Origin of the sequence: Rhodococcus sp. NJ-530, assembly GCF_003860625.1 — a bacterium.
GTDB classification, from domain to species: domain Bacteria; phylum Actinomycetota; class Actinomycetes; order Mycobacteriales; family Mycobacteriaceae; genus Rhodococcus_F; species Rhodococcus_F qingshengii.
In genome coordinates this window covers 3,694,642-3,717,163 of record NZ_CP034152.1, presented here as the reverse complement: position 1 = coordinate 3,717,163, position 22,522 = coordinate 3,694,642, and the positions used below count along the sequence as shown (strand labels likewise).

Below are 22,522 nucleotides of genomic sequence, written 5' to 3'. Positions count from 1 at the left end.
GTCAGTAGCTTCGCTTCGTGGCCGCGATCGCCATGTCGGTCAGGCGAGCCTTGGACTCTGCCGTTGCCGTGCTCGAGTCGAGGGCGTTCGCAGCTGCCTCGACGAGGGTGTCGATCTGCGTTTCGACGTCGGTGACGGCGCCCAGATCGGTGATCACCTGGCGCAGAGTGTCGACCTCGGTGTCGGTCAGCTGGGTGCCGATTCCGTTGCGGAGCAGTTCTGCTGCCGCCGGATCTGCGGCGTCGGCGCGGGCAAGCGCCATCGCGAACAGGACAGTTCGCTTACCGGCGATGAGATCGTCGCCCGACGGTTTGCCCGTGACGGACGGATCTCCGAAGACACCGAGCAGGTCGTCGCGAAGTTGGAAGGCGATACCGATGTCCGTGCCGAAGGTCCGGTAGGCATCGACCAACTCGGCGTCCGCACCGAACAGCGCGGCGCCGAGGTGCAGTGGGCGTTCGATCGTGTACGCGGCGGTCTTGTAGCGGTTGACCCGCATGGCTGCCTCGACGGTCTCGTCGCCTCGGGCTTCGTTGCTGATGTCGAGGAATTGGCCACCGAGCACCTCGGTGCGCATTGCCGACCAGACCGGGCTCACTCGTGCGGCCGCGTCGGGGCTGATCCCGGATTCTCGGATCATGTCGTCAGCCCAGGCCAAGGCCAGGTCGCCGAGGAGAATGGCGACGGCCTCGCCGAAGTGCGCGGAATCGCCGCTCCACTCCTCGCCTCGGTGCTGGTCCTCGAATTCGACGTGAACGGTCGGGAAGCCGCGCCTGGTCGTTGATGCGTCGATGATGTCGTCGTGCACGAGCGCGCAGGCCTGCACCAGTTCGAGGGCCGCGCACGCACGAATCACCGCGTCTGCGTCCTTACCGTTCGGGTCGCCTCCGGCGCCGAGCCATCCCGTCCAGGCGAACGACGGTCGGACGCGCTTTCCTCCGCGCAGGACGAAGGCCTCGAGGGTGCTGACGGCCTCCTCGTATCCACCGCCGATGTTCGAGACGAGTTCGCGGCGTGAAGCGAAGAAGTCGCGGAGCGCTGCTTCGAACAGACCTGGCAGTTCGAGTGAGGTCGGATGCGGTGCGGTGTTGGTCGAACTCTGTCCAACGCGCGCGGTTCCTGCGGACAGGGTGGCCTCCAAGATCGGTATGTTCTCGCGCCGGATGGTTACACGGAAGCGAGCTTGGGGCCCAGCTTAGTAGGGGTTGGAATCAACGGCGGGTCGGGCCGTGAACTGCGCGATCCTGACATTCGGGATACGCAGTACTGGGCGATGAGCTTGTTTGCAGCTGGAAAACATATGCTTGACCGGTGACATTCGATCCAGTCAGGGGCCGCTCAAGCGAGGGGTGGGCCACCCGAACACCGTCGATCGTCGATCGGATCGCTTCCTCGACAGGTAGCCGTATTCCGTTCTCGGTCGAGTTTTCGCCGCCGCGTGACGCGGACGCCGAAGCGCGCCTGTGGCGTGCGGTGCGTACCTTCGAGCGGCTCGGACCGGCGTTCGTCTCGATGACCTACGGCGCAGGTGGCTCGACGCGCGATCGTACGGTGCGTGTCACCGGCGAACTTGCCGAAGAGACGACCCTGCTGCCGGTTGCTCACCTGACTGCTGTCTCACACAGCACCGAAGAGCTTCGCGCCATGGTCGGTGCCTACGCCGATCGTGGGATCAGCAACATCCTCGTATTGCGCGGCGATCCGCCCGGCGATCCGCTCGGCGAGTGGAAGAAGCATCCCGAAGGCGTCGAGTACGCCGAGGAACTCGTGCGGATGGTCCGTGACCTGGGCGACTTCCACGTCGGCGTCGCATCGTTCCCCGAGGGGCACTACCGCGCTCCGGACTTGGCATACGACACGAAGTACCTGGTGTCGAAGTTGCGTGCCGGCGCCGAGTACTCGATCACACAGATGTTCTTCGACGTGGAGGACTACCTGCGTCTTCGTGACCGGGTGAGTGCGTACGACGCAGAACAGGGCGCCAAGCCGATCATCCCGGAGATCATGCCGGTGACGTCGCTACGCTCGGTGCGGCGCATGCTCGAGCTCTCGGGCTCGTCATTGCCCCCCGCTCTCGAGCGTCGATTCGACGCCGCGGCCGGAAGCGGTCCGGACGAGAACCGTGCAGCGGTCCGCGAACTCGGCATCGATCTGGCCACCGAGATGGGTGAGCGGTTGATCGCCGAAGGCGCTCCGTGCCTGCACTTCATCACGCTGAACTTCGCGCGCGCCACCAGTGAGGTCCTCGAGCGACTCGGTCTCACCCCCGACACCTCTGTCGGGACAGCACAAGCCGTCTGATCCCGGTTGCCCCGCTCGACACCAATCGAGGGGGCAATCGCCAGGCGCTACTTCGCGGTGTTTTTCGGATTCCTGTTGTCAGCTTGCTTGCTGACAGGTGATTTCGTGACAGGCGTCTTCATGACCGGTGCTTTCGCGGCGGGCGCGCGCTTGATCGGTGCTCGATTGCGCGCCATCCAGGCCATCGCACCGACGACAATCGCGACACCGAGCGCCAGCCCGGCCATGATTCCTGCCCACCCGGCGAAGCTTCGGGTGCTTGGGTCCGCGTAGTTGACCTCGGCGCGCATTGTCGACACCTCGCCGGCGGGCAAGGTCCACGACACCCGGGAATCGCCGTCTCGTGTTCCGTTGGTCGTGCCGACCCGTGCCGGGAAGGCGATGCTGACCTGGACGTCGGCGCCCTGAGTCGGAACCGTCTTCAGGTCTGCCTTGCCGTCGAGCGTGACGGTGTCCCCGGATCGCTTGAGGGTGATCTGGAACGACCCGGACCCCTCGGCGTACATGGAGCCCAGTTGGGCGACGTCACCGAAGGACAAGTCGCTGAAGAACGCCTGGCTGCCGACGTACCCGTCCTTCTTGTACTCCTGAACCCGTACCTTGTCCTCCAGCGACGAAGGTGGGGTCAGCTGCGGACCCTTGTCCGCCTCGTTCGCCGGAATAGCGGCAGCTACCACCTGTCCGGTCACACGATCGTTCGCGGACACTCCCATCGACACCTGCACGCGGATGCACCCGGCAAGCAAGGGAACAAGCATGAGGGCGAGCGCGGCAACCGTCAGGAAACGTTTCCGACTGGTCGGCTTGGCGGCGGGATCGGTGGACTGTTGCACAGTGGTCATCGTGCCAGCCGTGGCGTAGCCAGTCATCGAGGCGGGGGCGTGTCGGCGGGTGAAGTTCGGCGGGTGACCTTCACGACCTGCTCGAACGACGCATCCAACGACGAGTCGCGCCCTGGCGGCTGTCCGACAGTGCGATTCGAGCCGCACTGCGACCGCTGGCTCCGGACACACCGCCACCGGGATGAGTCGATGCTCCGGTCAGATACAACCCGTCTGCTCCCGGAACGCGATGGCCGGACAGTTCCGGAAGCGGTCGCCACAACATCATCTGATCGAGTGACATCTCGACGTGCATGACATTTCCGCCGATCATCCCCAATTCCGACTCGATGTCCCGGGGAGTCTGAATGAATCGGTCGAGGACGGAATCGGCGAACCCGGGTGCGAAAGCCTCCATCTCGCCGACGATCCGGTCGGCCTCCGCCTCGGCGACCGATGCCCAATCGCGATGTCCGCTGAGGCGATACGGCTGCCACTGCGACCACAGTGTCACCTGATGCCGCCCGGCCGGGGCGATCGTGGGATCGATTCCGCTGAAACTCATTCCGAGAACCGCAGGGCGAGGAGGAAGTTCCCCCGCCAGTGCTGCGCCGTGTGCCGTGCGCAAGTGTGCGCGATCGGAGACGAGTAATTGCAATCCCGAGGTACTTTCCCGTGTCGTGGCGTCGCCGCGGTACGACGGAAGCGCGGATGTCGCCAGTCGAAGTACCGCGCCGATGCCGGGGCCGACCCTGATTTTCCGCCGCCAGTGATCGAGCGTGGTTCGGTCGAAGCCCCCTCGGCCCAGGAGGTCGAGCGTGGTCAGGATGTGGCACCCGGCGATTACCTTGCGAGCGTGAACTTCTCGACCGCTCTCGGTTGTGGCGGTCCAGTGACTCGAGTTTCGACGGATCGACGTCACGCCGTCACCGAGCGCGACCGTGGCGCCGTCGACAGCCATCCGGGAGGCCAACGCAGCACTCAGTGCGCCGCTTCCACCGACTGCTCGCCCTGGCGGCAAGATGTGCATGAGGGCCGCGAAGCCGACCATCGGAGCGGTTCCCGGTTCCGACATCGCAGGCCCGGACTGGGCGCCGAACCACGCAAGCGCTGCTTTGAGTGCCTCACTGTCGAAATACTCGTCGAGCAGTGCGTCGCCAGGCGCGAGGAACTGCCGAGACAGTTCGCTGTTGCCGCGTGCGGTGGCGAGACCTCCGAACGCACCGATCAGGTTCGATCCGGTGGGCGGTGCGGAAAACGCTTTCATGACATGTCGACTGCGCTCCGACCAGACCGCGACGAATCGCCGGTAGGAGTCGGCGTCCTTTGTCCCGCATGCTCGTTCGATGGACCAGCAGGTTGCGTCGAGGTCGCGGTGAAACGCGATGCCCGGCCCGTCGGTGCCCGGGGCGGGCGGCGCGAACGCCCACGGGTCACAGTCGATGTAGCGCAGTCCGTGCGCGCCGAGTCCGAGTTCCTCGATGATGCCGCTGTGTCGGATCATGAGGTGTGCCGACGACCCCCGGTCCACCTTGTATCCGGGAAATCGCTCGACGGTCGAGACGGCGCCGCCGAGAACCGTGTCCTTCTCCAGAACCTCGACCGACCAACCCTCGCGTGCGAGGTAGGCGGCCGATACGAGCGCGTTGTGTCCGGAGCCGACGACGACGGCGTCGAGAAGCGCGCTCACAGCGGCAGTCCACGGCCGAGGACTGCGAACGGCCGGTTGTCGCCGGCAAAACGAAATCTGCGGAGCACGTCACGAAAGCCGAGGCGACGGTACAGCCGCCAGGCTCGGTTGTCCTCGTCGTACACCTCGGGTGTCGACAACAGCACACTACGTTCGGGTCGATCGACGAGGAGGTGACGCAAGAGCGATTCGCCCAACCGGTGACCTTGTCCGTTCGGATGCACGTGGAGTTCGGTGAGTTCGAAGTAGTCGCTCAGAATCGCGTCGATCTCGCTCTGGGGACGACCCGAGCGCCGAAGCCCGTGCAGTACCTGTTGATGCCACCACTGGTCCGGGCTCCCGCGATACCCGTAAGCGATCCCCACCAGCGGCAGATTTTCGTGTGACGGTTGCTGAGGAACCGCCAATGCGCCGACGGCCTTCCAGCCAGGCCGGTTCGCGTGCTCCTGCCACATCGGTGCGCGATGGAACTCGGTTCCTCGCGGATAGTCCATCGCGGTGACGTACACGGCCAGTGCCTCGTGGAGTCGACTCGCGAATTCTGCGCGATCGAGGTCGACCGTATGTGGTGTCCAGGCGATCTGCGGGTCGACCGGTCTCACCTCTTCTCTTGACGGCGTGTCGGTGGGTGCAGTTATATTGAATAGGTCGAACAGATGTTCGATGTGGGTGATCCGGAGATGCCCGAAGGGAAGCGGGCATCTCCGGCCCACCTGGTCTTGGATCCTCACGGTGCAGGAGGTGCCCCGATGTCCGAGCGTGTGAAGCCTGAACGTGTGAAGTGCCAACGAACTCTTCCTGCCGAGTTGTCGAGTCCGTCGGATGCCGCAATTTCTCGATTGCCGATGTCGGCGAGGCGGTCCTTCGGCGCGACGGACGCCAGCCACCGCACTGCTCGAGTGGGAAAGTCCGGTGTGGCGTGGGGGCTGCTCCGGAAGGCGGATGCGCTTCTTGAGGAAGCGATTGGGGCGGGCGATCCTGCCGACCGGTTCCGGTGTGCCTACCTGGCGGCCCTACGTGGTGCCGGGGCAGTGTTGGCCGCAGCTCCTGCCGGTGCCGGCTCGAAGCGCAAGCGAAGCGGAAACGCGTGGGTTCTGATGGACGCCGCAGCGCCCGCGTTCGGAGCGTGGTCGAAGTTCTTCGCAGGGTGGTCCTCTACGCGTGCGGCCGTGGAAACCGGCGTGTCGATCGTGATCACGGACTCCGATTCCGACGCATTCTTCGCCGAGGTCGGCCGTTTTCTCACGGCGGTCGAAGATTTCATCGGTCAGGACGCGTCCGAGCATTTGCGAGCGTCGTGAACAAATGGTCCGTGTCGGCAGTTGTTTCCGGGGAATTTCCTGGTCCGCACAGGCAAATGGAGCCGAATCGGGGCCCTTCGGCACGAATACGTACGCTTGTGGCGGAACTCGTACCCGGAGTTGGTGGTCCGAGACCTAAACTGCTCGTATTATGAAAACAGGTAATCGTCCAACTTGATTACCCGCCGCCTCACACCGTGGGGTGGTTGCCAAACTTCCAGTGCCGGGGGAGGTACCGTGCCACTCTCCGAGCACGAGCAGCGCATGCTCGATCAGATCGAGAGCGCTCTCTATGCCGAAGACCCCAAGTTCGCCTCCAATGTGAGGGGCGGCCGTATGCGGGCGCCGTCGAGTAGACGGCGGTTCCAAGCAGCGGCTCTATTCGTGCTGGGTCTGGTCCTGCTGATCGCGGGGGTTGCACTCCCGCTCAAGCCGGGCGGTTTTCCGATCATCAGCCTGTTCGGTTTCTTGTTCATGTTCGGCGCAGGGGTGTTGTTCCTCTGGGGTGGTGGACGTAAGTCTGCGCCGGCCGCCGACTCCGCTTCCGAAGGTGGCAATCATCCCTCCGGTCCGCCGGGTAGGGGTAGTGCCGGCGGATCCGGGCGGGGACGCGGCCGGAAGTCTGGCGGCGGATTCTCGTCGCGGATGGAAGATCGATTCAAACGCAGGTTCGAGCAGGACTAGCTCTCCCGCCCTTCTTCGGGCGTACTTCGAGAGTGATGCAGTTCGGACGTGACGCCCTCTTCAGGGCACGGACGACCACACGTGTGGCGGTCGGCAACCAAGGTTGCCGACCGCCACACGGACGACCACACGTGTGGCGGTCGGCAACCAAGGTTGCCGACCGCCACACGCCGTTGCTGTGGGTGTTGTACGTGTGCGCCGGCAATCCATCGAGTGAATCAGTGACGTGCGAGCGAATCACTCGCCACTCCTGCTGCCTCAGGGCATGCCCGCGGGCTTCCTCCACTTCGCTCCACTCGGCCCTCCACTTTCCTCCACCCTGGTCGAACTGCAACGCACGACCAGACCTCGTCCCGCTCACGTCTATTCGAAAACCGCGCTTGTACTGCGATTTTGTGTGGGGGAGCAACAGATCGTGGCGTAAAGGGTCGATCTGACGGCGGTGTGGGCCGGGACACGGTTACAAATTTCCCCCACGTCTCCCCACCTGCGCTGACCTGCTATTTATCAGCAAATGATGCTGAATAGGGACCATGTGCTCCTTGTTTGTGGGGGAAAGTGGGGTACTGTGGGTTCGGGCGGAGAGCTGAAGCACGATCCGCTCGATAGGGAGGGTTTCAGCGCAAGCTCGCAGGAGGTGTCGAGTGTTCCTCGGTACCTTCACGCCGAAGCTCGACGACAAAGGTCGGCTCACGTTGCCGGCAAAGTTCCGAGACGAACTGGCAGGAGGATTGATGATCACCAAGAGTCAGGATCACAGCCTCGCCATCTACCCCCGGGACGAGTTCGTCAAGCTTGCTCGAAAGGCAGCGGCAGCTCCACGCAATGATCCGGCAGCTCGGGCGTATGTCCGTGCTCTGGCCGCCGGCACAGATGAACAGCACGCCGATGCCCAGGGGCGAATCACCCTCTCGGCTGATCATCGGCGTTACGCAAACCTGTCCAAGGAATGCGTAGTGACCGGCTCCGTCGATTACCTCGAGATCTGGGATCTAGCAGCCTGGGAGAGGTATCTCGGAGACAACGAAGAGGACTATTCGCAGGCAACAGGCGAATCTCTCAGCGAGATCGTCTAGGCGAAGAGCCCCCGGCGAATGCCGCGAGGCCTCTGCCCGGAAAGACCCTGACGCACTTCCCCAGCGCCAGGTTCTCCTTCGGGCAGGGACCTCGAAGCATTCGCCTTCTCGAACAGTCATCGCCTTCTCGGAAAGTCAGCACCTTTTCGAAAAGTCATCGGAAATCATGAAAGTAGGAGCCGGAGCAATCATGGTGGATCACGAGGTGAACGAACCCTCGGATGCCGATGGCTTCGCGCACGTCCCTGTACTTCTGCACCGCGCCGACGATCTTCTCGGCCCTGCCATCACCGCCGTCGGTGACGGTGGAGCGGGCGCATACATGATCGATGCAACGTTGGGGCTCGGTGGCCACTCCGAATTCTTCCTGGGCAAGTACCCGGGCCTTCACCTCATCGGTCTCGATCGCGACACCAACGCACTCCGGATCGCTTCCGAGCGTCTGGCGCCATTCGCGGACCGAACGACGTTCGTGCACACCACGTATGACGGGATCGAGGACGCGCTCGAACAGGCAGGTCTGCCGTCGACGGAGTCGGTTCACGCGATCCTTTTCGATCTGGGTGTGTCGTCGATGCAGTTGGACGAAGCCGACCGAGGTTTTGCGTACTCGATCGACGCTCCTCTCGACATGCGGATGGATCAGACGGTCGGGCTGACCGCGGCAGAGGTCCTGAACACTTACAGTCACGGCGACCTTGCTCGCATTCTGAGCACGTACGGCGAAGAACGGTTCGCGGGAAAGATTGCGTCCGAGATCCTTCGGCAGCGTGAGCGTGAACCCTTCACCACCAGTGCAGCTCTGGTCGAATTGCTGTACCGAACAATCCCGGCAGCCACGCGGCGTACGGGGGGACACCCGGCCAAGCGCACCTTCCAAGCGCTGCGGATCGAAGTCAATGCCGAGTTGGATTCGCTTCGTGCAGCCGTTCCTGCCGGGCTCGACGCACTGGCAGTCGGTGGGCGAGTGGTGTTCATGTCCTACCAGTCGCTCGAGGATCGAGTTGTGAAGGCGGAGTTGGTTCCCCGCTCGAAGTCCACCAGTCCTGAAGGACTACCGGTCGAGTTGCCGGGTATGGGACCGGAGTTCCGCATTCTCACCCGTGGCGCAGAACGTGCGTCAGAGCAGGAAATCGAAGAGAACCCACGATCAGCTCCGGTGCGTTTGCGTGCCGCAGAACGCATTTCCAGGAGGCGGGCATGAGTCGTCAGGGCAAATCCGGTGCAGCGCAACGTGCATACGACAAGCGCACCGCACGGGCGGCAGGCCGGACCGGAACTGTCGCTGCTGCCGGCCCGTCTATCTCTCCTCGGGCGATGCTCAAGGGGAGAGTGCCGTTCGTGGCCTCCGTCATCGGACTTCTGTCCATCGGTCTCGCGGTGACTCTGCTGCTGACCACTCGCGCTGCCGAGGATTCGTACCAACTCAGTGATGCACGTGCATACAACCAGTCTTTGGTCGAGCAGAAAGCAGCGCTCGAACGTGACTTCCAGTCGCGTAACTCGGCTCCGGAGTTGGCAAATCAGGCAAGCGCTCTCGGCATGGTCCCCGCCAAGGACCCTGCACGACTGGTAGTTCATCCGGACGGTTCGGTCGAGGTCGTCGGAACGCCGACTCCCGCGACTGCCGGAGCTATGCCGCCGCTCGATGCGCCCACATCGGTGCCCGCACCGACTGCGACACCCCCGCGCACCACAACGCCGGTTGCTCCCGGAGCCACGCCGAGCGTTCCGAATAACACGCGAAACCTCGCGCAGAGTGAACAATTGGTTCCTGTGATCCCCACGACGACAGCACCCGCCACCACGACGGCGGTGCCTGCTCCGCCTGAGGAACGTCGGTGAGTCAGAACTCCCGTAACAACCCCGGTCGGCGTCCGCGCCGCTCGGCCACCGCCTCATTTCCGTTTCGTCAGCGAGTCGGTCGTATCACCATGTGTGGTGCGCTCGCCGTTGCGGCATTGCAGCTCTTGTGGATTCAGGGAATCGACGCGCCGAGTCTGGCTGCGGAATCTGCCAATCAACGAACCACGACGCAGGTCGATCCGGCTGTACGTGGCTCGATAACCGATCGCAACGGAAACCCCCTCGCCTTCACCATGGAAGCCAAGGCGCTGACTTTCCAGCCGGTGCGGGTACGCAAGGAACTCGAGGAAGCGCGCGCCAAGAGCATCGAGCAGGGCGCCGAGGGTGACAAGCAGGCGCCGGAAGTGAGCGATCGCCTCGCCGAGATCGCCGCCGGAATCCACGCCAAGCTCGGCGATACCGTTCCGGAAAAAGATCTGCTTCAGAAGATGAACAGCAACGAGACTTTCACGTACCTCGCGCGCAGCGTGGATCCGGCGGTTGCTGCCGAGATCTCGGACAAGTTCCGGGAGGTCGGCCTCGAGCGTCAGGACATCCGCGAGTACCCCGGTGGCTCTCTGGCCGCGAATCTCGTCGGCGCGACCGGCTGGGACGGGCACGGTTTGCTCGGTCTCGAAGATTCGATGGACTCCACGCTCGCCGGAACCGATGGATCCGAAACGTATGACCGCGGTTCCGACGGCGCTGTGATCCCCGGCAGCTGGCGTGACAAGCAACCGGCAGTCAACGGTTCGGGTGTCGAGCTGACCATCGATTCGGACCTCCAGTTCTACGTTCAGCAGCAGGTCCAGATCGCCAAGGACAAGTCGGGCGCAAAGAACGCTTCGGTTGTGGTCATGGACTCCAAGACGGGACAGGTGTTGGCCATGTCCAACGACAGCACCTTCAACCCCGCAATCGGCATCGACAAGAACGCGCCGACAGCCGAAATGGGCAATCCGTCGGTCAGTACGCCGTTCGAGCCCGGATCGGTGAACAAGATCGTCACCGCAGCAGCGGCCATCGAGGACGGTAAGACAACTCCGGACGAAGTTCTGCAGGTCCCGGGCAGCATCACGATGTCCGGTGCCACAGTCAAGGACGCGTGGGATCACGGTGTGGCCCCGTACACCTCTACCGGTGTATTCGGAAAGTCCTCGAACGTCGGCACCTTGATGCTCGCTCAGCGAGTGGGCGAGGATCGCTACGCAGACATGCTGAACAGGTTCGGCCTCGGACAACGCACCGACGTCGGACTTCCCGGCGAGAGCGCGGGCAGCGTTCCGAGTGGCGACCAGTGGTCCGGCGGAACCTTCGCGAACCTGCCGATCGGGCAGGGTCTCTCGATGACAACCCTGCAGATGACCGGGATGTACCAGGCCATTGCCAACGACGGCGTGCGAATTCCTCCGCGGATCGTGAAGTCGACTGTCGATTCTTCCGGCACGCGGACCGAGACGCCGCAGCCCGAGGGCGTCGAGGTGGTCAGCGCCCAGACAGCGGCGACCGTTCGGGACATGTTCCGGTCGGTCACTCAGGAAGACACCGGCAACCAACGAGGAACCGGTGTTGCCGCGGGTGTGGAGGGATACCAGGTCAGTGGAAAGACCGGGACCGCGCAGCAGGTGGATCCCGCGTGCAAGTGCTACTCCAACTCCAACTACTGGATCACCTTCGCGGGAATCGCGCCTGCGGACAATCCTCGATTCGTGATCGGAATCATGCTCGACGCACCGGTTCGCGGCGTGGACGGCGGCGGCGGTCAGTCGGCGGCACCGTTGTTCCACAACATCGCGTCGTGGATGCTCCAGCGTGACAGTGTCCCGATGTCGCCGGACCCCGGTCGCAAGTTGGTGTTGCAGGCGGACTGATTGCGGTGTGTCGGTTTCGACACGGTCTTCGGGTGAATCCCGGACACGGTAATCTCAAACGTCGCAGTAACCTCATTCATCGCAGTGCGCCGAACTTTGCTTGCGTTGCGACCGCCATAGACAACGACCGCCATAGACAACGACCGCGATAGAACAACGACAATTGCCAGGAGTCGAGTGACAGTGCCGAATCGTTTGCAATCGTCGAACTCGGACGGCGCTCCCGGGACGCGTCCGACACAACCGGTTGCTACCGCGATCACGGCGCTCTCCGAACTGTCCGGGGCTCGCCTCGAATGGGTGGGGCAACCGGGATCACAGTCCTCGGAGGTCGTCGTCAAGGGCGTCGACCTGCGTGCGCAGGGAATCGTGACCGATGACCTCTTCGCCGCTCTGCCCGGTGCACGGACCCATGGCGCTCAGTTCGCCGTCGACGCTCTGGGGCGCGGTGCGACCGCGATCTTGACCGACGAGGCCGGCCTCGAACTGATCGAGGCCGCGGACAAGGCGCCTGACCGGTCCGTCCCAGTTCTCGTTCATCCGAACCCGCGGGATGTGCTCGGTGAGATCTCCGCGGAAATCTACGGCCGGCCCTCGGAGAAGATGCAGGTCGTCGGCATTACCGGTACATCGGGCAAGACCACGACGTCGTACTTGCTCGAAGCTGCGATTGCCGGAGCCGGCCGCAAGCCCGGCCTGGTCGGGACCATCGAGACTCGAATCGACGGCCGCCGGGTGCCCAGCGCTCTGACCACGCCGGAAGCTCCGCAACTGCATGCTCTGTTCGCCGTGATGGCAGAGCAGGGGATCGATACCGTCGTCATGGAGGTCTCCAGTCACGCTCTTGCTCTCGGACGCGTCGACGGCATCCGCTTCGACATCGGCGCGTTCACCAATCTTTCGCAGGACCACCTGGATTTCCATCGGGACTTCGAGGAGTACTTCCAGGCCAAGGCTCGGTTGTTCGATCCTGAGTCGACGGTGCGAGCCGAGCATGCCGTCGTCTGCGTCGACGACGTGTGGGGTCGACGGATGGCCGAGTTGGCCGCGACCGACGAGAGCGACGCGGTGACCACGGTCTCGACCTCGACGGCCGAGGCCGAGTGGACGGTCGGCGCAGTCGAGGTTGCCGAGGACGGCTCGCAGACCTTCGAGTTGGTCGGGCCGGACGGACAGTCGTGGCCAGTCTCACTTCGTCTCCCCGGGCGATACAACGTGGCCAACGCTGCGCTGGCGTTGACCGTCAGTTTTGCGGCGGGACTCGACCCGGACGCGGCTGTTCGAGCGCTCGGGACCGTGGACGTCCCGGGGCGAGTTCAGCGGATCGACCGGGGGCAGAGCTTTCTCGCCGTGGTCGACTACGCCCACAAGCCGGCAGCGCTCGAAGCCGTGATCGCCACGCTGCGCAACCAGGTTCCCGGCCGAGTGGCCGTGGTGGTCGGTGCGGGCGGTGACCGCGACGCCGGCAAACGGGCACTCATGGGTGAAGCGGGTGCGCGAGGCGCAGACCTGCTGATCGTCACCGACGACAACCCACGCACCGAGGATCCGGCGAAGATTCGCGCTTCGGTGATGCAAGGCGCCATGGACGTGCCCGAATCCGAACGCGGCGAGGTTCGCGAAGTGGGGGACCGGGCCGCCGCGATCGAGCAAGCAGTCCGGTGGGCACAGCCAGGAGATGTCGTCCTGGTGGCAGGCAAAGGCCACGAAGTAGGTCAAGAAATCGACGGGGTCAAACACCCGTTCGACGACCGCGAGGTGTTGGGCGAAATGATCGGCCGATTCGCGATCAACACAGCACATGGAGGCAAGCAATGATCCCGATGACGCTCTCTCGGATCGCCGAGATCGTCGGAGGAACCCTGCACGACGTCGACGATTCGTCGACGCAGGTGACTGGAACCGTCGAATTCGATTCGCGCAAAGTAGCTCCAGGTGGGCTCTTCCTCGCCCTACCCGGAGCGCGTGTCGACGGTCATGATCACGCGGAAGCGGCGGTGGCAGCGGGTGCTGTGGCGGTGCTCGCGGCGCGGCCGGTCGGAGTTCCGGCAATCGTCGTTCCATCGGTGCCGAACGACGGTCCCAGTGCAGTGATGCTGCTCGAACACGACACCGACGGGTCCGGAGCCGCGGTCCTGCATGCCCTCGGCCTTCTGGCCCGAGCAGTCGTCGACGAACTGGCAACTGATGGCACACCGGCCGATGGTGGACTGACGCTGGTCGGTGTCACCGGTTCTGCCGGCAAGACCTCGACCAAGGATCTGATAGCAGCGCTGCTGCGCGAGTGCGGCGAGGTGGTTGCGCCCCCCGGGTCGTTCAACAACGAATTGGGTCTGCCGTGGACAGTGCTCCGCGCCGACGAGAAGACCCGCTTCCTCGTTCTCGAGATGTCGGCCCGTGGGGTCGGTCATGTCGGCGAACTGACGAAGATCGCGCCGCCGAAGATCGGCGTAGTTCTCAATGTGGGCACTGCCCATCTCGGTGAGTTCGGTTCGCGTGAAGCGATCGCGGTCGCCAAAGGTGAACTGGTGGAAGCACTCCCGTCGGCAGCCGACGGTGGAGTTGCGGTCCTCAACGCCGACGACCGCATGGTCGCCGCAATGGCGAGTCGAACCAAGGCCCGGATCGTATTCGTCGGTCAGTCCGAAGACTGCGACGTTCGGGCGACCGACGTGGTTGTCGACGACCAGGCCAGGGCTTCCTTCACACTGAACTGTTCACAGGGTTCTGCACGTATTCGCCTGGCCGTTCACGGCGAACACCACGTGAGCAACGCCCTGGCCGCGGCGGCCGTCGCACTCGAGAACGGCCTCGCGGTTGCAGACATCGCGCGTGTCCTCGAGGGCACGAAGGCAGCGTCCGCGAGGCGGATGGAAGTCACCGAGCGCGCCGACGGCGTCACCGTCGTCAACGACAGTTACAACGCCAATCCCGATTCCATGCGCGCCGCCCTCAAAGCGTTGGTGTCCATGGCGCGATCGGATCGGCACTTCGGTCGCCGTAGCTGGGCTGTGCTCGGAGAGATGGGTGAGCTCGGACCGGAATCAGTTGTCGAGCACGACGCGATCGGTCGCCTTGCCGTCAGACTCGATGTCAGCAAGTTGATCGTCGTCGGGACGGGCCGCACCTCGCGTGCGATGCATCAAGGAGCAGTGATGGAGGGGTCGTGGGGTGACGAGTCCGTCGTCGTGCCCGACGCAGCTGCGGCAATCGCCATTCTCGAAGCGGAACTCGAACCGGGCGATCTCGTCCTGGTGAAGGCGTCCAAGTCGGTGGAACTGTGGTCGGTCGCCGAAGCGATTCTGGCCGCAACGCCCAGCGACAACACCGGTGACGCGAACACCGATGGCGAGAACGGCGGGGATTCGCAGTGATCCAGATTCTTCTCGCCGCAGGCATCGCGCTGGCGGTCTCCATCATGCTCACGCCGATCCTGATCAAGGCGTTCTCGAAACAAGGTTTCGGGCAGGAGATCCGAACCGAAGGTCCAGCCAGTCACCAGGCCAAGCGCGGCACGCCGACAATGGGCGGCGTCGCGATCCTGACCGGAATCTGGGCCGGCTATCTCGGCTCACACCTCATCGGTCTCGGCATGGACAACGCGGAGGGGCCATCGGCGTCCGGCCTACTGGTACTCGGTCTGACCACCGCGCTCGGTGGAGTCGGTTTCCTCGACGACTTCATCAAGATCCGCAAGCAGCGCAATCTGGGACTGAACAAGACAGCGAAGCTGGTCGGACAGTTCGTCGCTGCCATTGCCTTCGGAATCCTGGCCCTTCAGTTCCGCGGTGACGACGGGCTGACTCCGGGCAGTGTTCATCTGTCGTACGTGCGCGACATCGCCACCGTCTCACTCGGGTCCGTGGTCTTCATCGCCTTCTGCTACCTACTGGTCAGCGCCTGGTCCAATGCCGTCAACCTGACCGACGGCCTCGACGGATTGGCCGCCGGAGCGATGAGTTTCGTTCTCGGCGCCTACGTCATCATCACGTTCTGGCAGTTCCGCTACTCGTGCGAGACGAATCCCGGTAAGGGTTGCTACGACGTCCGAGACCCGCTCGACCTCGCGGTGCTCTGCGCGGCCGGCGCCGGCGCGTGCATCGGTTTCCTCTGGTGGAATGCCGCACCCGCCAAGATCTTCATGGGCGACACCGGTTCTCTTGCCCTCGGCGGCATGCTCGCCGGATTGTCGATCACCACCAGCACGGAACTGTTGATGGTGGTCATCGGTGCACTGTTCGTCGCGGAGGCCGCGTCGGTGGTGATCCAGGTAGCGGTGTTCCGGTCCAGCCGACGGCGGGTCTTCCGAATGGCGCCGTTCCATCACCACTTCGAACTCGCCGGGTGGGCTGAAACCACGGTCATCATCAGATTCTGGTTGCTGGCGGCTATTGCGTCGGCTATCGGATTGGCACTCTTCTACAGCGAATACCTCGCAGCGCTCGGAGGCTGAAAACCATGACCAGCTCAGCGGATTCCGAGAACGACCTGTCCTGGCTCCGCGGTACGCGAGTGCTGGTCGCCGGTGGGCGGGTGTCCGGTCAAGCGACCATCGAACCTCTCGTCGCCCTCGGTGCTGTCGTGACGGTTGCCGATTCGACCTTGGACTTCGCGGAGCGCTGCGCGGAGCTCGGCGCGGGCATGGTGACCACCACCTCGATCGAGGATGCTCCGGATTCGATCACCGAGTACGGGCTCGTAGTCACCAGTCCCGGCTTTCGGCCGGATGCACCGATCCTTGCAGCCGCCGCCGGTCACGGGATTCCCATCTGGGGAGACGTCGAGTTCTCCTGGCGCGTCGACCACAGCGGGCACTTCGGCACACCCCGTAAATGGCTCGTCGTGACGGGGACGAACGGAAAGACCACGACGACGTCGATGCTGGCCTCGATTCTCGACGCCGCCGGAGTTGTCGGCCGAGCCTGCGGAAACATCGGGCTGCCGATACTCGACGCACTCGCCGAGACGTCGCCGCGCGTGGAGTACCTCGCTGTCGAACTGTCGTCCTTCCAATTGCACTGGGCGCCTTCGGTGCGTCCGGATGCCGGCGTGGTCCTCAACGTCGCCGAGGATCACCTCGACTGGCACGGCGGAATGAGCGCGTACGCCGAGGCCAAGTCGCGGGCGCTGAGCGGAAAGGTCGCGGTGGTCGGCCTCGATGACGCGATCGCTTCCGAACTGGGAACTCGCGCAACTGCAGACATTGTCACCGGGTTCAGATTGGGTGAACCGGGCGAAGGAGAACTGGGTGTCGAAGCGGGACACCTCGTGGACAACGCATTCGGCGATCACGTCCGCTTGGCCGAAGCAGCGTCGATAGATCCCGCCGGCCCGGCAGGCGTCATGGACGCGCTGGCCGCCGCCGCGTTGGCGCGGGCACTCGGATTCGAGGCAGACGTCGTCGAACGCGGTCTGGCCGCACACAAGGTCGGCCCACACCGAGGGGCGCTGGTCGGCCGTGTCGGGTCCGTTGTGTACATCGACGACTCCAAGGCCACCAATCCGCACGCAGCCCGACCGTCGATACTCGCGCACGATCGCGTCGTCTGGGTTGCAGGCGGTCTGCTCAAGGGAGCCAGCGTCGACCAATTGGTGAGCGAAGTCGGCCCTCGACTCTCCGGCGCTGTCCTTCTCGGGCGTGACGCTGGTGTGATCGAGGACGCGCTCGCGCGACACGCGCCCGATGTTCCCGTGGTGCACGTGATGTCGGGGGACGATGCAGTGGTGAGCGAAAACAGCAGCAACTCGACTCTCACCATCCGGCTGCCGTCGGGTGCCGACGCGGATGCCGTCATGGCCGCAGTGGTAGTCGAAGCTGCCGAGTTGGCGTCCCCCGGTGATGCAGTTGTACTCGCCCCGGCCGCCGCGTCCTTGGACATGTTCGCCAGCTACGGACATCGTGGTGACAGCTTCGCCGCCGCCGTCGCCGCATTACCCGATCCGTTCACGGATTCGCCTGGCCAAGCCGGGAACTTGCTATGACCAAGGGTCCCAAGACCCGAATCGGTGCCTGGTTGGCGCGGCCGTTGGCGTCGTTCCACCTGGTGGTGACGATTGCCACGATGTTGACTGTCTTGGGGCTCGTGATGGTTCTGTCGGCGTCGAGCGTCGAGCAGTACGTGTCCGGTGGCTCGGCGTATTCGTTGTTCACCCAGCAGTTGATCTTCGCGATTCTCGGAGCTGTGCTCTTCTACGTCGCGCTGCGGATCCCGGCGAGAGTGCTCCGGCAGTATTCGTTTCCGCTGTTCGTCGTCGTGCTGATCATGCTGGTACTCGTCCTGATTCCGGGAATCGGCACAGAAGCGCAGGGCGCGCGTCGCTGGTTCAACGTCGGCGGGTTCTCGGTGCAGCCCTCGGAAATCATGAAGGTCGCGTTGGCGATCTGGGGCGCCCATCTGTTGGCTTCGCGGCGGCCGGACGACCGATCCGTGAAGTCGATCCTGATTCCGCTCGTGCCCGCAGCAATGCTGGTCTTCGCGCTGGTCGTCGCGCAACCGAACCTCAGTACGACCATCGCATTGGGAATCATCGTCGGGGCCCTGCTGTGGTTCGGTGGGCTGCCACTGAAGCTCTTCGGCTCGATCGCGGTGACGGGCGTCGTCGTGGCGGGCGTGCTGGCGATGACGGCCGGTTATCGTTCCGATCGAGTTCAAGCCTTCTTCAACAAGAGCGACGACCTGCAGGGCAACAACTATCAGGCCAAGCAGGCTTTGTATTCGCTCGCCGACGGGGGCCTTTTCGGACGCGGACTCGGTCAGAGCGTCGCCAAGTGGAACTACCTACCCAACGCGCACAACGACTTCATCTTCGCGATCATCGGCGAAGAGTTGGGATTTGTCGGCTGCGCAGTGGTGATCGGTTTGTTCGCTGTATTCGTCTACACGGGATTGCGGATCGCAGCCCGCAGCATCGATCCGTTCTGGCGGCTCCTGTCGGCCACTGCAACTACCTGGATCGTCGGCCAGGCAATGATCAACATCGGTTACGTCATCGGACTGCTGCCGGTGACCGGACTCCAGTTGCCCTTGGTCTCCGCCGGCGGTTCGTCCTTGGCGATCACATTGTTCATGTTCGGTGTCATCGCCAATGCAGCGCGCCACGAGCCCGAAGCAGTTGCCGCTCTGAACTCCGGGCAGGACGGCAAGATCTCGAAGTTGCTCAGACTGCCGAAGCCCGTGCTGTACCACCCGCCGTCAGGGGGCCGGCCGATCCGTCGACCGAAGCCCGCACGGCAGATCGAACCGGCACGCGGACGCGACGGCCGGCGCGCGATCGAGACGGGCGATCGACGCAAGCGGGCAGATCAAGGTGCTCGCCCTTCCTCGGATTCCAACCGAGGTGCGGCCGCTGGGTCACGGAAGCGCACCGCGGGAGGGCAGAATGGTCAGCGTCGGCAGGCGCCGACACGTAGGGCACAAGATCCACGAGAAGTTCGAGAGCGAGGAATTCGTAGGTGAGCGGCAACAAATCGGCTCTGTCGGTAGTGGTGGCAGGGGGAGGCACGGCTGGTCACATCGAACCCGCACTTGCTGTCGCGGACGCGGTCAAGGCCGCTGCGCCCGACACCAGAATCACTGCGCTCGGGACGGCGCGTGGTCTCGAAACCACCTTGGTGCCGGCTCGCGGGTACACGCTCGAGCTCATTCCCCCGGTTCCGCTTCCTCGTAAGCCCACGATGGATCTCGTCAAACTGCCGACACGCATCCTCGCCTCGGTGCGCAAGACCCGTGAGGTACTCGATTCCGTCGACGCCGACGTGATCGTCGGTTTCGGTGGTTACGTCGCGCTTCCGGCGTATCTTGCCGCACGTGGCGGTGTTCTTCGGCGCCGCCGCAAGATTCCGATCGTCATCCACGAGGCGAACGCCAGTGCCGGCATCGCGAACAAGATCGGTGCTCGCCTGGCGACGCGGGTGCTTGCCGCGGTTCCGGGGTCAGGTGTGAAGAACCGCGGCGATCAGGACGCCGAGATCGTTGGCATCCCGGTTCGCGCGTCGATCGCCAATTTCGATCGAGCGGGACTCCGCTCGCAAGCTCGCGAGTACTTCGGACTACCTCAGGACGGTCCCGTTCTGCTCGTCTTCGGCGGATCGCAAGGCGCGAAGTCGCTCAACGACGCGGTGTCCGGAGCAGCGGAAGAACTGGCGAAGGCCGGGATCTCGGTCCTTCACGCACACGGACCCAAGAACTCTCTCGAAGTCACGCAGTACTCGGAGACGGCACCGTATGTGGCTGTTCCCTATCTTTCGCGGATGGATCTCGCGTATGCCGCAGCCGACGCGACTATCTGTCGTTCGGGCGCGATGACGGTCGCCGAGGTCTCGGCGGTCGGGCTTCCGGCCGTCTACGTTCCGTTGCCGCACGGCAATGGTGAGCAGGAACTCAACGCGAAACCCGTTGTCGCAGCGGGCGGTGCGATCATCGTCTCCGACAACGAGCTCACGCCGACGTTCGTCGCCGGTACCGTCGTCCCGATGCTGAGCGACAGCGCGCGCCTCGACAAGATGAGCAGTGGCGCTGCCAACGTCGGGCACCGCACCGCGGCAACCGAGATCGCACGGATCGTGCTCGACATCGCGGCAAAGGAAAACGCCGTCCAGGAAAACGCAAGGGGAAACCGATGACCGCGCTGCCCGCCCACCTCGAGCGAGTACACATGGTCGGAATCGGCGGTGCCGGTATGTCCGGCATCGCTCGAATTCTGCTTTCTCGCGGGGGTCTTGTCTCGGGTTCGGACGCCAAGGAGAGCCGAGGAGTCCTGGCGCTCCGTGCACGCGGGGCGCAGGTCCGGATCGGCCACGACGCCGATGCTCTCGACCTGCTGCCGGGTGGTCCGACCGTCGTCGTGACGACGCACGCGGCTATCCCGAAGGACAACCCGGAACTCGTCGAGGCCGCTCGCCGCGGAATCCCGGTGATTCTTCGGCCGGCTGTCCTTGCATCTCTGATGCAGGGCAATCGCACGTTCCTGGTTTCGGGTACACACGGCAAGACGTCGACGACCTCGATGCTCGTGGTCGCCCTGCAGCACTGTGGTTTCGACCCTTCGTTTGCCGTTGGCGGCGAACTCAACGAAGCGGGAACGAATGCCCATCACGGCAGCGGTGACGTCTTTGTCGCCGAGGCGGACGAGAGTGACGGGTCGCTGCTGCAGTACGACCCCAACGTGATCGTCGTGACCAACATCGAGGCCGATCACCTCGACTATTTCGGCAGCGTCGAAGCGTATGTGAAGGTGTTCGACGATTTTGTCGACAAGTTGCGTCCGGGTGGGCTCTTGATTGCTTGCCTCGACGACCCGGGATCGGCGGATCTCGCGAAGCGAATCGTGGCCTCGGGCCGTTCGGACATCCGGGTACTCGGTTACGGATCGGCAGACGCGCAGGAAGTGGAGGCGGGCACCGCCTTCGAGCCTGTCGACGGTGTCGAGGTCGGAGTCCGACTACTGGGCTTCCATGCGCACGACGTCGGGGGAGTCCTGCAGTTCCACCTGGCGGGCGAGAGCGCCGCGCGAACCGTGCGGATGGCAGTGCCGGGTCGTCACATGGCGCTCAACGCACTTGCGGCTCTACTGGCTGCCCGTGACGCCGGCGCCGAGACGGAGGAGATCGTCGAGGGGCTCGCCGGATTCGGTGGCGTACACCGCCGGTTCCAGTTCACCGGCCGCGAGCGTGGTGTCCGGGTGTTCGACGACTACGCCCACCATCCGACCGAAGTTCGTGCGGTTCTCGGCGCGGCGGCGGATCTGGTTCGACCGGAGGACGATTCGTCGTCGACCAATTCGGCAGCCGGACGCGTGATCGTGGTCTTCCAACCTCATCTCTATTCACGCACCGCCGCGTTTGCCGAGGAGTTCGCGCAGGCGCTGGACTTGGCCGACGAGGTTGTCGTTCTCGATGTCTACGGCGCTCGCGAAGAGCCGATGCCGGGCGTCAGTGGTGCGCTGGTCGCTCAGTCGGTCACGAAACCTGTTCACTATCAACCGGATCTGTCACAGGCGCCGAAGCAGGTGGCGGCGTTGGCTCACCCCGGCGACATCGTCATCACGATGGGTGCCGGTGACGTGACCATGCTCGGCAAACAGATCCTCGATGCTTTGCGTTCGGCGCCGCATCCCGCGCCGCGATGACACCCGACGCACGAAGTCGGCGCGGGCGTCGAGATCCTCGAGCCAGACAAGCCACCAGTACGCGTCGGCGCAGTACTCGCACCGAATCGCGATACTCGACGCGGTCGACGGAGCCGGCTCCCGAACCCACACCGACTCGTAAGTGGTTCAAGCGACCGCTGATCGTGGCACCGCTGGCAATCGTGCTGGTGGTGGGAATTGCGTTGACGGCTTGGTTGTCTCCGGTGCTCTCGGTGCGGGGCACCGAAGTTCTCGGTGCGACGACCGTCAGTGAGGAACAGATCCTTTCGCTCCTGGCCGTACCGACCGGTCAGCCGTTGATGCGGGTAGACACCGGCGCCGCCGCCGCACGTGTGGCGACGATTCCGAAGGTGGCCTCGGCTCGTGTGCAGCGGATGTATCCGTCGACTATCCGCGTCACCGTCACCGAACGGGTACCGGTCGTCTTCGTCGACTCACCCGAGGGTGCACACCTGCTGGACGAGAAGGGCGTCGACTTCGAGATGGGCGTCCCGCCGCCCGGGGTTCCGCGTCTGGTGACACCGACGCCCGGGTGGAACGACGAGCCGACGCTTGCCGCGCTCGAGGTGTTGTCGGTGTTGCCGCCGGATCTGAGATTTCAGGTGGGAGAGGTTGCCGCTCGGTCGATTTCGAGTGTCACGCTGACTCTGCTCGACGGTCGCGTCGTAAACTGGGGCGGTGTCGAGCACTCGGATCGTAAGGCTGCTGTGACGCTTCCGCTGTTGACCCAACCGGGGCAGACGTACGACGTGTCCAGTCCTGATCTGCCGACGGTCCGATAGCG

At 64.2% G+C, this 22,522-nt stretch carries 19 protein-coding genes; 15 read left to right on the top strand and 4 right to left on the bottom strand.

Annotated features, from left to right (window positions below; translation table 11 throughout):
• Position 1: 1 nt before the first annotated feature.
• Entirely contained in the window at positions 2-1,141 is a 1,140-nt protein-coding gene (locus EHW12_RS17215) for a polyprenyl synthetase family protein (RefSeq protein ID WP_007730074.1), read from the bottom strand.
• A gap of 170 nt (positions 1,142-1,311) precedes the next feature.
• Here EHW12_RS17215 and EHW12_RS17210 point away from each other — a divergent pair, with 170 nt between their 5' ends.
• Entirely contained in the window at positions 1,312-2,301 is a 990-nt protein-coding gene (locus EHW12_RS17210; protein WP_003941803.1) for a methylenetetrahydrofolate reductase, read from the top strand.
• A gap of 47 nt (positions 2,302-2,348) precedes the next feature.
• On the opposite strand, the gene EHW12_RS17205 is transcribed toward EHW12_RS17210, so the two are convergent.
• The 3 genes from EHW12_RS17205 to EHW12_RS17195 form a co-directional block, all read right to left on the bottom strand.
• Positions 2,349-3,143 (bottom strand): DUF3153 domain-containing protein, encoded by a 795-nt coding sequence (locus EHW12_RS17205; protein WP_241198990.1) that lies wholly within the window; start codon positions 3,141-3,143, stop codon positions 2,349-2,351.
• Positions 3,144-3,213: 70 nt separating this feature from the next.
• Entirely contained in the window at positions 3,214-4,812 is a 1,599-nt protein-coding gene (locus EHW12_RS17200; RefSeq protein ID WP_007730076.1) for an NAD(P)/FAD-dependent oxidoreductase, read from the bottom strand.
• Positions 4,809-5,414: an N-acetyltransferase gene (locus EHW12_RS17195; RefSeq protein WP_003941672.1), complete on the bottom strand. Its 606-nt coding sequence runs from the start codon at positions 5,412-5,414 to the stop codon at positions 4,809-4,811. The genes EHW12_RS17200 and EHW12_RS17195 overlap by 4 nt, the downstream gene beginning before the upstream one ends.
• A gap of 147 nt (positions 5,415-5,561) precedes the next feature.
• Here EHW12_RS17195 and EHW12_RS17190 point away from each other — a divergent pair, with 147 nt between their 5' ends.
• The 14 genes from EHW12_RS17190 to EHW12_RS17120 all read left to right on the top strand — a co-directional run bounded on the left by EHW12_RS17190 (position 5,562) and on the right by EHW12_RS17120 (position 22,520).
• Complete coding sequence (locus EHW12_RS17190; RefSeq protein WP_228401065.1) at positions 5,562-6,113, top strand: SAV_6107 family HEPN domain-containing protein; 552 nt, start codon at positions 5,562-5,564, stop codon at positions 6,111-6,113.
• Positions 6,114-6,350: 237 nt separating this feature from the next.
• Positions 6,351-6,797, top strand: a complete 447-nt coding sequence (locus EHW12_RS17185) for a DUF3040 domain-containing protein (RefSeq protein WP_003941660.1) — start codon at positions 6,351-6,353, stop codon at positions 6,795-6,797.
• A gap of 644 nt (positions 6,798-7,441) precedes the next feature.
• On the top strand, positions 7,442-7,873 hold the full coding sequence (gene mraZ, locus EHW12_RS17175) for a division/cell wall cluster transcriptional repressor MraZ (protein ID WP_003941779.1): 432 nt from the start codon (positions 7,442-7,444) through the stop codon (positions 7,871-7,873).
• Positions 7,874-8,063: 190 nt separating this feature from the next.
• Positions 8,064-9,077, top strand: coding sequence for a 16S rRNA (cytosine(1402)-N(4))-methyltransferase RsmH (rsmH, locus tag EHW12_RS17170; RefSeq protein ID WP_007730079.1), 1,014 nt, complete (start codon positions 8,064-8,066; stop codon positions 9,075-9,077).
• Positions 9,074-9,718 (top strand): hypothetical protein, encoded by a 645-nt coding sequence (locus EHW12_RS17165; protein WP_003941715.1) that lies wholly within the window; start codon positions 9,074-9,076, stop codon positions 9,716-9,718. Before rsmH ends, EHW12_RS17165 begins: the two co-directional genes overlap by 4 nt.
• Positions 9,715-11,589 (top strand): penicillin-binding protein 2, encoded by a 1,875-nt coding sequence (locus tag EHW12_RS17160; RefSeq protein ID WP_125051250.1) that lies wholly within the window; start codon positions 9,715-9,717, stop codon positions 11,587-11,589. Before EHW12_RS17165 ends, EHW12_RS17160 begins: the two co-directional genes overlap by 4 nt.
• A 183-nt stretch (positions 11,590-11,772) precedes the next feature.
• On the top strand, positions 11,773-13,407 hold the full coding sequence (locus EHW12_RS17155) for a UDP-N-acetylmuramoyl-L-alanyl-D-glutamate--2,6-diaminopimelate ligase (RefSeq protein ID WP_042921840.1): 1,635 nt from the start codon (positions 11,773-11,775) through the stop codon (positions 13,405-13,407).
• A complete protein-coding gene (gene murF, locus EHW12_RS17150; protein WP_125051248.1) occupies positions 13,404-14,963 on the top strand; it encodes a UDP-N-acetylmuramoyl-tripeptide--D-alanyl-D-alanine ligase in 1,560 nt (519 codons plus the stop codon). The genes EHW12_RS17155 and murF overlap by 4 nt, the downstream gene beginning before the upstream one ends.
• Positions 14,960-16,042, top strand: coding sequence for a phospho-N-acetylmuramoyl-pentapeptide-transferase (mraY, locus tag EHW12_RS17145; RefSeq protein WP_003941699.1), 1,083 nt, complete (start codon positions 14,960-14,962; stop codon positions 16,040-16,042). The genes murF and mraY overlap by 4 nt, the downstream gene beginning before the upstream one ends.
• A gap of 5 nt (positions 16,043-16,047) precedes the next feature.
• The gene (murD, locus tag EHW12_RS17140; protein WP_030537034.1) at positions 16,048-17,571 is read left to right on the top strand and encodes a UDP-N-acetylmuramoyl-L-alanine--D-glutamate ligase; all 1,524 of its coding nucleotides are present in this window, start codon (positions 16,048-16,050) and stop codon (positions 17,569-17,571) included.
• The gene (gene ftsW / locus EHW12_RS17135) at positions 17,568-19,046 is read left to right on the top strand and encodes a putative lipid II flippase FtsW (protein WP_007730088.1); all 1,479 of its coding nucleotides are present in this window, start codon (positions 17,568-17,570) and stop codon (positions 19,044-19,046) included. Before murD ends, ftsW begins: the two co-directional genes overlap by 4 nt.
• Positions 19,043-20,212 (top strand): undecaprenyldiphospho-muramoylpentapeptide beta-N-acetylglucosaminyltransferase, encoded by a 1,170-nt coding sequence (gene murG, locus EHW12_RS17130; protein WP_003941767.1) that lies wholly within the window; start codon positions 19,043-19,045, stop codon positions 20,210-20,212. Before ftsW ends, murG begins: the two co-directional genes overlap by 4 nt.
• Positions 20,209-21,717 carry a UDP-N-acetylmuramate--L-alanine ligase gene (murC, locus tag EHW12_RS17125; RefSeq protein ID WP_030537033.1) on the top strand — a complete coding sequence of 503 codons (1,509 nt, stop codon included), beginning with the start codon at positions 20,209-20,211 and terminating at the stop codon, positions 21,715-21,717. The genes murG and murC overlap by 4 nt, the downstream gene beginning before the upstream one ends.
• Entirely contained in the window at positions 21,714-22,520 is an 807-nt protein-coding gene (locus EHW12_RS17120; protein ID WP_003941781.1) for an FtsQ-type POTRA domain-containing protein, read from the top strand. The genes murC and EHW12_RS17120 overlap by 4 nt, the downstream gene beginning before the upstream one ends.
• Positions 22,521-22,522 lie beyond the last annotated feature (2 nt).

Coding starts and splice junctions, on each gene's coding strand:
- murC (WP_030537033.1), top strand. CDS start 20,209: ATGACCGCGCTGCCCGCCCACCTCGAGCGAGTACACATGGTCGGAATC.
- EHW12_RS17205 (WP_241198990.1), bottom strand. CDS start 3,143: ATGACCACTGTGCAACAGTCCACCGATCCCGCCGCCAAGCCGACCAGT.
- rsmH (WP_007730079.1), top strand. CDS start 8,064: ATGGTGGATCACGAGGTGAACGAACCCTCGGATGCCGATGGCTTCGCG.
- EHW12_RS17165 (WP_003941715.1), top strand. CDS start 9,074: ATGAGTCGTCAGGGCAAATCCGGTGCAGCGCAACGTGCATACGACAAG.
- murD (WP_030537034.1), top strand. CDS start 16,048: ATGACCAGCTCAGCGGATTCCGAGAACGACCTGTCCTGGCTCCGCGGT.
- murF (WP_125051248.1), top strand. CDS start 13,404: ATGATCCCGATGACGCTCTCTCGGATCGCCGAGATCGTCGGAGGAACC.
- EHW12_RS17120 (WP_003941781.1), top strand. CDS start 21,714: ATGACACCCGACGCACGAAGTCGGCGCGGGCGTCGAGATCCTCGAGCC.
- ftsW (WP_007730088.1), top strand. CDS start 17,568: ATGACCAAGGGTCCCAAGACCCGAATCGGTGCCTGGTTGGCGCGGCCG.
- EHW12_RS17190 (WP_228401065.1), top strand. CDS start 5,562: ATGTCCGAGCGTGTGAAGCCTGAACGTGTGAAGTGCCAACGAACTCTT.